This is a genomic window from Gordonia aquimaris (assembly GCF_026262595.1).
Classification (GTDB): Bacteria; Actinomycetota; Actinomycetes; order Mycobacteriales; family Mycobacteriaceae; genus Gordonia; species Gordonia tangerina.
Window position 1 is genome coordinate 16,503 of the sequence record NZ_JAPKFM010000039.1, and the last position, 11,957, is coordinate 28,459.

Below are 11,957 nucleotides of genomic sequence, written 5' to 3' on the forward strand. Positions count from 1 at the left end.
TGTGACCGTCGGCGAACCGACAGATGCGGGCGGTGGCCAGGCGGAGGCGCGCTCGACTTCAACGCCGCGCGGCGATGCGCCCACCATCCCCACTGCAGACCCGTTGCGCGACGGCGAGCTGGTCATTCTGGGACGCATCCCCACCGCGAGCAATGCAACCCTGGTGTGCGATGCCGTCCTCGACGGCGCCGAGGTGCGCTGTGTCTACAAGCCGGAACGTGGCGAGGTGCCGTTGTGGGATTTTCCGGACGGCACGCTCGCCGGCCGGGAGGTGGCGTCCTTCTTGATCTCCGACGCGCTCGGCTGGCAGGTCATCCCGACCACCGTGTATCGCGACGGCCCGCTGGGCCGGGGGATGGTGCAGCGCTGGGTGCTCACCGCAGACAACTCCGATCCCGGCACCCGACACGATCCGGCGCAGGAGTTGCCCACTCCCAAGGTCGACCTCGTGGATCTGTGCCCGGCCGATACGGTGCCGGTCGGATATCGGCCGATCGTGCGGGCGCTGGACGGGATGGGCGAACCGGTGGTGCTGGTGCACGCCGACGACCCACGATTGCAGCGGATGGCGGTCCTCGACGTCATCCTCAACAACGCCGACCGCAAGGGCGGGCACGTTCTGGAGGGACTCGACGGCGGTGTGTACGGGGTGGACCACGGGATCTGTCTGCATTCCGACGACAAACTGCGCACGGTCCTGTGGGGATGGGCCGGCGAGACCATTCCCGGGCACCTGGTCGCCGACCTCGCCGGCCTCGCCGATCACCTGGCCACGTCTGATCACCCGGTGACCACAGAGCTGGGTGAACACATCACCGAGATCGAGATCATCGCGCTGGCCGAGCGAGTGACAGAGCTCGCGACCCGCGGCACGATGCCGCACCCACCGGGACACCGACCCATTCCCTGGCCGCCGTTCTGAACGGTCCTGTTCACCTGGCTGATCAGGCCGGGCTCACGGTCGGAATCGGCGGGCCAATACAGTGGACCCATGCAGTCTTGGCCTGACCCCGCCCTGCCGGTGATCCCGGGTACCGGGCCGGCACTTCGTCTTCATGACACCTCCGATGCACAAGTCCGCCCGGTCAGCCCCGGCGCCACCGCGACCATGTACGTGTGCGGGATCACCCCGTATGACGCGACCCACCTGGGCCACGCCGCCACCTACGTGACCTTCGACGTGGTGAACCGGGTGTTGCGCGATCTGGGCCACGACGTGCACTATGTGCAGAACGTCACCGACGTCGACGACCCGCTGTTCGAGCGAGCCGACCGGGACGGTGTCGATTGGCGTGACCTCGGGGCGCGGGAGACCCAGTTGTTCCGTGAGGACATGTCCGCCCTTCGGGTCTTGCCGCCGCGTGACTACATCGGGGCCGTGGAATCCGTCGATGAGGTGATCGAGGTGGTTGACAAACTGCTCGCCTCCGGCGCGGCGTATGTCGTCGACGACGCCGAGTACCCCGACGTGTACTTCCGGGTCGATGCCACCGAGCAGTTCGGATACGAGTCCGGATATGACCGCGCCACGATGGACCGCTTTTTCGCCGAGCGTGGTGGAGATCCCGACCGAGCCGGAAAGCGCGATCCGCTCGACGCGTTGCTGTGGCGCGCGGCGCGTCCCGGTGAACCGTCGTGGGATTCGCCGCATGGCCCGGGGCGACCAGGCTGGCACATCGAGTGCTCGGCCATCGCGTTGAACCGGCTCGGTGTCGAGTTCGACATTCAGGGCGGTGGCAACGATCTGATTTTCCCGCATCATGAGTTCTCGGCCGCGCACGGTGAGGCCCTGACCGATTCCCGGCGGTTTGCCCGGCACTACGTCCACACCGGGATGGTCGGCCTCGACGGCGAGAAGATGTCGAAGAGTCGCGGCAATCTGGTGTTCGTCTCGCACCTACGCCGTGACGGGGTGGATCCGGCCGCGGTGCGGCTGGCGTTGTTGTCGGAGCACTATCGTGGCGATCGGATGTGGACCGACGGCGTTCTGGATGCGGCCCGCGAGCGCCTGCGTCGCTGGCGGGCGGCGGTGACCGCTCCGAACGGTCCCGATGCCGCGTCGACCATCGCCCGCGTGCGTCAGCATCTGGCCGACGACCTTGACACCCCGAAAGCGCTGGCCGCGATCGATGCCTGGTGCAGCGATGTCGACCTCGGTCTCGGCAGCTCGGCCCAGGCGCCGGCGGACATGGCGCGGGCCGTCGACGCACTCCTCGGCGTCGACCTCACGTAGGCGACCGGCCGCGCATTGTGCCGCTGATTCGGGTCGAAAGGCGACTCGGATTCACGGCACTTTCTCCCCGCCTGGGCAAACACCCCCGGCGAATTGCCCGGCATTGCCTTGTAAGGTTCTCCCGTGGCACGCACGCAGGAGATCGCACCCGAGACCACCGCGGGCGTTTGGACGGTGGTGACCCGTACCTCGACCTATCTGCTGGATTTCGAGGAGATGACCCTTCTCCGAGCCCCCGGCGTCGGCGGCACTGACAGCGAGGAATGGGCCGTCAGCCGACTGCGGCGAGACTCCGAGGACATCCCGCTGCTGGGTGTGAAATCGTGCCGGATCGGCGAGTCCGCCCAATTCTGGGTGCGCGCCGCCGACGATCCGGACGTGCGGACCTGGCGGATCACCACTCCGGTGGTGTCCATCGAGCGCATCGGCTGAACGGGATTCTGCCGGATCGTGCTCGGCTCCTTCTGATGGCCGAGGACCCTCTTCCTGCAGGTTGAGGACCCTCTTTCTGCTGGCCGAGGACCCTCTTTCTGCTGGCCGAGGATCCTCTTTCTGCTGGTTGAGGATCCTCTTTCTGCTGGTTGAGGACCCTCTTTCTGCTGGCCGAGGACCCTCTTTCTGCTGGTCGAGTAGCTGCGAGGCGCTAGCCGAGCAGCGTATCGAGACCCCCGCACCGAGCCCCCGCACCGATCACCGGAACGAGCCAGGCCCCGAACCCGGGCCCGGGCCACGGCGCTTGAGGTACCGCTCGAACTCGGCGGCGAGCGCATCGCCGTCGATCTTCGCCATCACCTCATCGGCGTCCATCTCCGCGTCCCCGCGCTCCTCGAGTCCCCGGACGTAGTCGGCGATGTCCTCGTCGTCCTCGGTCATCTCGGTGACCGCCTGTTCCCACTCCTCGGCCTGCTCGGGCAACGTACCCAGCGGTACCTCGATGTCGAGGACCTCCTCGACACGGTTGAGCAAGGCCACAGTCGCCTTGGGGTTGGGTGGCGTCGACACGTAGTGCGGGACGGCGGCCCAGAAGGACACCGCCGGCAGCCCCGCCTGCACGAACAGGTCCTGCAGCACCCCGGTGATCCCGGTGGGACCCTCGTAGCGGCTTTCGGCGAGGTTGAACCGTGCCGCGGATTCACTGCTGTAGGCGGCGCCGGTGACCGGTACCGGACGCGTATGAGGGGTGTCGGCAAGCAGCGCGCCGAGCATCACCGTCGTCTCCACCTCGAGGTCGCGGGCGAGGTCGACGATCTCCGCGCAGAAGCCGCGCCAACGCATGTTCGGTTCGATCCCGCGAACGAGTACGATGTCACGGTCCGCACCCTGGGGGGTGCAATACGAGACGGACGTGGTGGGCCAATCGATCCGGCGGGTCACCCCATCGATCTGCTTGACGATCGGCCGGTTGACCTGGAAGTCGTAGTAGTCGTCGGAATCGATGTCGGCCAACGAGACGGCATCCCAGGTCAGCGCCAGATGCTCGATGGCGCTGCTCGCCGCGTCCCCGGCGTCGTTCCACCCCTCGAACGCGGCCAACAACACAGGCCTGCGCAGCTGGGGAAGGTTCGACCTCTGCTCAGCGTTCACTGAACCAGCCTACGACCGAACCCCGAGAGAGGGCGAACTACGCTGTCATCCATGTCGACCCGCATCACCGACCCGGACAATCGGGCTCGCTCGCCGCGCCCGTCCGATTACGACACGACGTTGCTCACCGCCATGTCGCGTCGCGTGCTGATCGGCGACGGTGCCATGGGCACGATGTTGCAGGCCGCCGATCTCACCCTCGACGACTTCAACGGCCTCGAGGGCTGCAACGAGATTCTCAACGACACCCGCCCCGACGTCCTCGCCGACATCCATCGTGCCTATTTCGAGGCCGGGGCTGACGCCGTCGAGACCAACACCTTCGGCTGCAACCTGTCCAACCTCGGCGACTACGACATCGCCGACCGCATCCGGGAGCTCGCCTACAAGGGCACCGGCATCGCCCGCGGAGTGGCCGACGAGATCGGTCCGTCGGCCGACGGCACTGCACGGTTCGTGCTCGGATCGATCGGACCGGGTACGAAGTTGCCCAGCCTCGGACACACCACTTTCGACGTGATCCGCGATGCCTATTACGAGTGCGTCACCGGCATGCTGGAGGGTGGCGCCGACGCCGTCCTGGTGGAGACCTCGCAGGACCTGCTGCAGGTCAAGGCCGCGGTTGTCGCCGCCCGGCGCGCGATGAGCGACATGGGCCGTCACATCCCGATCATCAGCCACGTGACCGTGGAGACCACCGGGACGATGCTGCTCGGATCGGAGATCGGTGCGGCACTCGCGGCCATCGAGCCGCTCGGCGTGGACATCATCGGTCTCAACTGCGCGACCGGGCCTGCCGAGATGAGTGAGCACCTGCGCTATCTGTCCAAGCACGCCCGCATCCCGGTGTCGGTGATGCCCAACGCAGGTCTGCCGGTGCTGGGCGCCAACGGGGCCGAGTATCCGTTGCAGCCCGATGAGCTGGCCACCGCCCTCGGCGATTTCGTGAGCGATTTCGGGTTGTCCTTCGTCGGCGGATGCTGCGGCACGACCCCCGAACACATCCGACACGTCGCCGAGCGGGTCGCTGAGATGACACCCGCCGAGCGCACGCCCGATCATGTCTCGGAGACGTCGTCGCTCTACAGCGCGGTGCCGTTCGACCAGGACGCCAGCTTCCTGGTGATCGGCGAACGGACGAACACCAACGGGTCCAAGGCTTTCCGTGAGGCGATGATCGCCGAGGACTATCAGAAGTGCCTCGACATCGCGAAGGACCAGACGCGCGACGGCGCGCACATGCTCGACCTGAACGTCGACTACGTCGGTCGCGATGGTTCGGCGGACATGACCGCGCTGGCCGGTCGGTTCGCGACCTCGTCGACGCTGCCGATCATGCTGGACTCGACCGAGCCCGAGGTGATCCAGGCGGGTCTGGAATCACTCGGCGGCCGTTGTGCGGTCAACTCGGTGAACTACGAGGACGGCGACGGTCCCGAGTCGCGTTTCACCCGCATCATGGAGTTGGTGGTGGAGCACGGCGCGGCCGTCGTCGCGCTCACCATCGACGAGGAAGGTCAGGCCCGCACCGCCGACTGGAAGGTGCGCGTCGCCGAGCGGCTCATCGCCGACATCACCAGCAACTGGGGACTCGCCGAAGAGGACATCATCATCGATGCCCTCACCTTCCCGATCTCCACCGGACAGGAAGAAGTCCGCCGCGACGGTATCGAGACCATCGAGGCGATCCGGCGTCTGCACGAGGCCCATCCGGAGGTGCACTTCACCCTGGGCATCTCGAACATCTCGTTCGGCCTGAACCCGGCCGCCCGGCAGGTGTTGAACTCGGTGTTCTTGCACGAGTGCGTGCAGGCCGGCCTCGACACCGCGATCGTGCATGCGTCGAAGATCCTGCCGATGGCGCGGATCCCGGAGGAGCAGCGTGAGGTTGCGCTGGATCTGGTGTACGACCGCAGACGCGACGGTTACGACCCGCTGCAGAAGCTCATGGAGTTGTTCGAGGGTGTGTCGGCGGCATCGGCGCGCGAGTCGCGGGCTGCCGAGCTCGCCAAACTGCCTCTGTTCGAGCGGCTCGAGCGCCGCATCGTCGACGGCGAACGCAATGGTCTCACCGAGGACCTCGACGAGGCGATGACCGAGAAGCCGCCGCTGGTGATCATCAACGAGACATTGCTGTCGGGTATGAAGACCGTCGGCGAGCTGTTCGGTTCCGGTCAGATGCAGCTGCCCTTCGTGTTGCAATCCGCAGAGGTCATGAAAACCGCTGTTGCGCACCTGGAACCGCATATGGAGTCCACAGGCGAGGACGGCAAGGGCCGCATCGTGCTCGCGACCGTCAAGGGCGATGTGCACGACATCGGCAAGAACCTCGTCGACATCATCCTCTCCAACAATGGCTACGAGGTGGTCAACCTCGGCATCAAGCAGCCGATCAACACGATTCTGGAGGCGGCTGCCGACAAGCGCGCCGACGTGATCGGTATGTCCGGGCTGTTGGTGAAGTCGACCGTGGTGATGAAGGAGAACCTGGAGGAGATCAATGGCCGCGGGGTGGCCGACAGCTACCCGGTGCTGCTCGGCGGCGCCGCGCTCACCCGCACCTATGTCGAAAACGATCTCGCCGAGATCTACGAGGGTGATGTCCACTATGCGCGGGACGCTTTCGAGGGTCTGCGTCTGATGGACGAGATTATGGCGACCAAGCGGGGGGAGGGGCCCGACCCCGACAGCCCGGAGGCGCTCGCCGCGCAGAAGAAGGCGCAGGAACGCAAAGCGCGGCATGAGCGTTCCAAGCGGATTGCGGAGAAGCGCAAGGCCGCCGAGACACCGGTCGAGGTCCCGGCACGCTCGGATGTGGCCGCCGACAACGCGATCCCGACACCACCCTTCTGGGGCACCCGGATCGTCAAGGGGGTACCGGTCGCCGAATACCTGCAACTGCTCGACGAACGTGCTCTGTTCTTAGGGCAGTGGGGGTTACGCGGCGTCCGCGGGGGTGAGGGCCCGTCATACGAGGAGCTCGTCGACACCGAGGGACGGCCACGACTGCGGTACTGGATCGACCGGTTGTCGACCGAGAATATCCTGCAGCACGCCGCTGTCGTCTACGGCTACTTCCCGGCGGTCAGCGACGGCGACACGGTTCATGTGCTCACCGAGCCACGCCCCGATGCACCAGTGCGGCACAGCTTCACCTTCCCGCGCCAGCAACGTCCCCGATTCCTGTGCGTGGCCGACTTCATCCGGTCACGGGAGGACTGCGAGAGTGTCGGGCAGGTGGATGTGCTGCCGTTCCAGCTGGTGACGATGGGTCAGCCGATTGCCGACTTCGCGAACAAGCTGTTCGCTGACGACGCCTACCGCGATTACCTCGAGGTGCACGGCATCGGTGTGCAGCTGACCGAAGCGTTCGCCGAGTACTGGCATCAGCGAGTACGTGGTGAACTGACCGTCGAGGGAGCCTCCTTCGCGGGCGAGGACCCGGAGAACGCGCAGGGCTTCTTCGATCTCGAGTACCGCGGTGCGCGTTTCTCGTTCGGCTACGGTGCGTGCCCGGATCTCGAGGATCGGGCCAAGATGATCGACCTGCTCGAACCGGGCCGCATCGGTGTGGAACTGTCCGAGGAACTGCAACTGCATCCCGAACAGTCGACCGACGCCTTCGTGCTGCATCACCCGGAGGCCAAGTACTTCAACACCTGAGGTACGTGACGCCGCGCAGTGCGGTCAACGTGCCGGTATCCGCAACATTCACCGCACTCCGCCGTCATCGAGGTGCCGGCGGGGTGAGGGAAGCTGCGCTCGATCTCGACGGTAGGTGTGCGCGACTCAGTTGTGCATCTACAATAGTTGTATGAATACAACTGAGCGGGGTGTCGGCGGTGCGGAAGCCGAGGCGCCGGAGACCGCACCATCGGCCACCGAGTTGTGGTTCACCATGAACAGTCTGGTGCGCGACCACGCCGCAGAGTCGCGAAGTCGGATTGATGCCCGTATCGACATGCCGTTCAGCAGGTTTCGCGCATTGCGCCGGGTGGCGACACGTGAACTCACGCAATCCGAGCTGGCCCGGCGTCTGGGCATCGACGCACCCGCGACGAGCGTGATCGTCAACGACCTCGTCGATCGCGGTCTGGTGTCCCGAGAACCACGCGCCGACGATCGCCGGTTCAAAGTCGTCGCGATCACCGATGCGGGGCGAGCCGTGGTGGATTCCTTGGTGAGCGACCCGGCGATCGCCCCGGACATGTTCGACGCCCTCGACGAGGCTCAACGTCGCGAACTCGCCGGCCTGCTCGGTCTGCTGCGCGCCCGGGCCGACGCATGAGCGGGGCAACCGTCACCCGCGGCGCATCAGAGGCCGGCGAATTGAGTCGGCGGCGACAGTTGGCGGTCCTCGCCACCTGTTGTCTGAGTCTGTTCATCGTCGGGATCGACACCTCTGGCGTCAACGTCGCGCTTCCGGCCATCGGTGCGGCTCTCGGCGCATCGTCGTCGCAGCTGCAGTGGGTCATCGACTCCTACACGTTGGTACTCGCCAGTCTGCTGATGCTCGGCGGCTCCCTGGGTGACCGGCTCGGTCGCAAACGAGTGTTCCAGGTCGGCCTCAGCGTTTTCGGCATCGGATCCGTGCTGTGCTCGCTGGCCGCGACACCCGAAATGCTCATCGGCGCCCGGATGCTGCAGGCGATCGGGGGCGCGATGATGAACCCTGTCGCGATGTCGATCATCACCAACATCTTCACCGAGCCCCGCGAGCGGGCGCGAGCCATCGGACTGTGGGGTGCGGCCATCGGCGTGAGCATGGCCCTCGGTCCGTTGGTCGGCGGCATTCTCGTCGACGGGATCGGCTGGGAGGCGATCTTCTGGCTCAACGTGCCGGTGTGTGTCGTCGCGATCACCCTGACCGCCGTTCTCGTCCCCGAGTCCAGGGCGCCGCACATCCGGCGCCCCGATCCGGCAGGCCAGATCCTCATCCTGGTGTTTCTGGCTGCGCTGATCTACGGCATCATCGAGGGCCGAACACTCGGGTGGTCGTCGGTGCCGGTGTCGGCTGCGTTCGTGTTGGCGGCGACTGGCCTGGCGGGTCTGATCGTCGTCGAATCGCGGCGGCGCGAACCACTGCTGGACCTGCGATTCTTCCGCAGCGTCCCATTCAGCAGTTCTGTCATCGGCGCGATCGTGGCCTTCAGTGCGATGGGTGGCTTCCTGTTCCTGAACACGCTCTATCTCCAGCAGGTCCGCGGCCTGACTCCCCTGCAGGCGGGTTTGATGACCTTGCCCATGGCGGTGGCCAACGCGGTGTTCTCACCTCTGTCGGGGCGGCTGGTGGGCGACCGTGGCGCGCGCCTCCCGATGGTCGGCGCCGGCCTCATGGTGCTGGTGAGCGGCGTGATGTTGACGCGCGCCGGCACCGAGACGAGCATGTGGTACCTCGGTTGCGCCTACCTCGCATTGGGCGTCGGGATGGGGCTGGTCAACGCCCCGATCACCAACGCGGCGGTCTCGGGTATGCCCCGCGCGCAGGCCGGGGTCGCCTCGGCCATCGCCTCGACGAGTCGGCAGGTCGGTATCTCGCTCGGCGTTGCGGTGTTCGGCGCCGTCGCGTTCTCCGGTGTCACCGGATCGGTGGTCGATGATCTGGCCGACGCCGCGCATCCGGCTTGGGTGTTGATGGCGCTCTGTGGTGCGGCGCTGGTGGCCGTCGGGTTCGTGTCGACCACGAGGTGGGCGACTGCCACCGCCGAGCGAACGCGCGAACGCATCCAACGCGACCCGATGTGAGCACGCACCCGCGTCCGACGCCCCGACGGGTCACGATGAGCCGCCCGGATGGACACCAGCACCGATCTCATAGCTCGCTGACATCGGGTTGCCAGGCTGTGGCAGGACAGTGGTCGCATGGCATCCCCAACCCTCGCACCAGCGCCGCCGGCGAGCGCAGAGCACACCGCCGAAGCCGCACGCACGACGCCGCCACGATGGCTCCGCTGGGCCACCCTCATCACGCTCATCGTGGTGGCGCTGGTCATCCGCATGCAGTTCCTCGACATCGAGACCCTTGACTATCGAGCCTTTCTGAGCCGCTGGTACGAGACTCTCGACACGCAGGGCTTCGGCGCATTCCGGGAGAAATTCGCGGACTACAACTACCCCTACCTGTATCTGATCTGGATACTCACGGCGCTCAACATGCCGGCATTGATCGGCATCAAGGCCATCTCGATCGCCTTCGACGTCCTGATGGCTTTCTTCGCCTACCGCATCGTCGCGCTGCGCACACCACGATTCTCGCTGCGGGCGTTGGCGTTCGGCATCGTGTTACTGCTGCCGTCGGTGATCGCCAACAGCGCGTACTGGGGGCAGGCCGATGCCATCTATTCGGCGTTCGTGCTCGGTGGCGTGTACTTCCTGATGAGGGCGATGAGGGCTACGCCGCAGTCGTCACGAATGAACTCGATCTGGGCATGCGTCATGTTCGGTGTCGCGATCGCGTTCAAGTTGCAGGCGGTCTTCGTCATGCCTGCGCTGCTGTGGTTGCTGATCCGACGGCGCCTGCCGTGGTACAGCCTGCTCGCCATCCCGATCGTCTACGTGCTCCTGGACCTGCCGGCTCTGGTCGCTGGGGCTCCGTGGCACGAGGCTCTCACCGTGTACCTCGATCAGACAGGCTCCTACCAGCAGTTGACTCTGGGCGCGGCCAACCTCTATCAACTGATTCCGGTCTCGGGCGACGTCACCTGGCTGGCCCATCTCGGTATCGCAGTTGCCGCCGCGATCATCGTCGCGTTCCTAGTGTGGTCGGTATGGAAGCGCCCGGCGGTCACCCCCACGTCGATCCTCGCGGTCGCGACGGCGTCCTCGGTGCTGGTGCCATTTCTGTTGCCGGCCATGCACGATCGATACTTCTACACCGCGGAGATCCTCAGCGTGGTACTGGCCTTCTACCTACCGCTGCGGTTCGTGCTCATCCCGGTCCTGATCCAGGCCGCGGCGATCGGGGTGTATCACGCATCGCTCACGGGCGACCAGGGACAGCTGATGGGTGGACCGGGCGGCGGGGCCGCGGCGCGACCCGGCGGGCCGGGCGGCGGCGCCGCATTCGATGGCACGGTGGCCGGCGGGCCGGGTCGCGGCGACAGGGGTGCGTCGTCGGGGCCGGGATCGTCGGGCCAGGGACCGTCGCGCGGCGACGATGGCTACAGTTCGGGTCGCGGCAACGCCGCGTTGTCGATCTACGCCTCGATGATGGGTCTGGCCGCGCTCGGGGTGGTGTACGCGGTGTTCGATGTCGTTCGGCGCGGTCGCGCTCGGAACGAGCGGGATACCGGGAGTCCCTTTCGAAATCGCCCCTGAACTGCGGTGATCAATCTTGTCGGTGGTCTGTTCTAGATTGGTGTGTGCAGGATGAGTTGATGCGAAACGGGTGGGCGCGAACTCGCTGACATTCGGCCTCGGGGTCGGTGTCGTTCATGGCGGGTGGCATATCGAAGAAGATCCTGCATCGGTTGGTTGTGATCAGATCCGTGAGGGGTCTTTCGTGTCGTCCGTGTTGTCCTCGCCGTCGCCGTGGCCGCAGTTGCCGCGTGACTATCTCGGTGGTGTGGATGCGGCCTACCCCGATGAGGACCCGACCAACGACTTGCTGTTGGGTATGGCCGAGCTCGACCGCGGTCGCGCCTATCTCGCCTACGCCGAATACCGTTCGGTGGCAGCACTCTACGACCGTCTCGTTGCTGCGCGTGAAGACACCGACGGTTTCGTGGTGGATGGCTTCGCGGACGCCGCGGCACGTATCTCCAAACTCCGCGGAACGTCTCGTGGCGCCGCGGAAACACTGCTCAATGATGCGGTCGCGTTGCGGGACCGGTTGCCGGAGGTGTCGGAATGTTTGCGTGACGGCGTGATCGGGCCGTGGCACGCCCAGAAAGCCGTCAGCCGGACCGACCTGCTGGCCGAATCATCAGCCGCACCGGCGGTGGATGCCGACATCCGCGGCGACCCTGCGCACCAAGCGCGGAGCGTGGAGCAAAGCCAGGTTCCGCGACATGCTGATTTCGACAAGCTCTATCCAAGTGACCGCATCGTGTTTCGTCATGACCCCGACGCGGTGCGTGAACGTCGGCAGCAGGCCCTTGATGACCGCCGGATGTGGACCCATCCGCGTGAGGACGGCACC

9 protein-coding genes are annotated in these 11,957 nt (G+C 66.1%); 8 read left to right on the plus strand and 1 reads right to left on the minus strand.

From position 1 onward, the window contains the following. Window position 1 precedes the first annotated feature (1 nt). The 3 genes from OSB52_RS23510 to OSB52_RS23520 all read left to right on the plus strand — a co-directional run bounded on the left by OSB52_RS23510 (window position 2) and on the right by OSB52_RS23520 (window position 2,665). Complete coding sequence (locus OSB52_RS23510; RefSeq protein ID WP_372475157.1) at window positions 2-922, plus strand: SCO1664 family protein; 921 nt, start codon at window positions 2-4, stop codon at window positions 920-922. Window positions 923-991: 69 nt separating this feature from the next. After that, window positions 992-2,233, plus strand: coding sequence for a cysteine--1-D-myo-inosityl 2-amino-2-deoxy-alpha-D-glucopyranoside ligase (gene mshC / locus OSB52_RS23515; protein WP_235724844.1), 1,242 nt, complete (start codon window positions 992-994; stop codon window positions 2,231-2,233). A gap of 123 nt (window positions 2,234-2,356) precedes the next feature. Beyond that, entirely contained in the window at window positions 2,357-2,665 is a 309-nt protein-coding gene (locus tag OSB52_RS23520) for a hypothetical protein (protein WP_235724842.1), read from the plus strand. 258 nt (window positions 2,666-2,923) lie between these two features. On the opposite strand, the gene OSB52_RS23525 is transcribed toward OSB52_RS23520, so the two are convergent. Then, window positions 2,924-3,817, minus strand: coding sequence for a PAC2 family protein (locus OSB52_RS23525; RefSeq protein ID WP_235724840.1), 894 nt, complete (start codon window positions 3,815-3,817; stop codon window positions 2,924-2,926). Between the two features lie 51 nt (window positions 3,818-3,868). Here OSB52_RS23525 and metH point away from each other — a divergent pair, with 51 nt between their 5' ends. The 5 genes from metH to OSB52_RS23550 form a co-directional block, all read left to right on the plus strand. Beyond that, the gene (metH, locus tag OSB52_RS23530; RefSeq protein ID WP_235724839.1) at window positions 3,869-7,480 is read left to right on the plus strand and encodes a methionine synthase; all 3,612 of its coding nucleotides are present in this window, start codon (window positions 3,869-3,871) and stop codon (window positions 7,478-7,480) included. A gap of 151 nt (window positions 7,481-7,631) precedes the next feature. Continuing rightward, window positions 7,632-8,105, plus strand: coding sequence for a MarR family winged helix-turn-helix transcriptional regulator (locus OSB52_RS23535; RefSeq protein WP_235724837.1), 474 nt, complete (start codon window positions 7,632-7,634; stop codon window positions 8,103-8,105). Next, complete coding sequence (locus tag OSB52_RS23540; RefSeq protein ID WP_266063740.1) at window positions 8,102-9,562, plus strand: MFS transporter; 1,461 nt, start codon at window positions 8,102-8,104, stop codon at window positions 9,560-9,562. The genes OSB52_RS23535 and OSB52_RS23540 overlap by 4 nt, the downstream gene beginning before the upstream one ends. Window positions 9,563-9,679: 117 nt before the next feature. Then, on the plus strand, window positions 9,680-11,134 hold the full coding sequence (locus OSB52_RS23545) for a putative hexosyltransferase (protein WP_266063742.1): 1,455 nt from the start codon (window positions 9,680-9,682) through the stop codon (window positions 11,132-11,134). 184 nt (window positions 11,135-11,318) lie between these two features. Further along, window positions 11,319-11,957 (plus strand): DUF222 domain-containing protein (locus tag OSB52_RS23550; protein ID WP_266063744.1); only part of this gene is annotated, 639 nt, incomplete at its 3' end.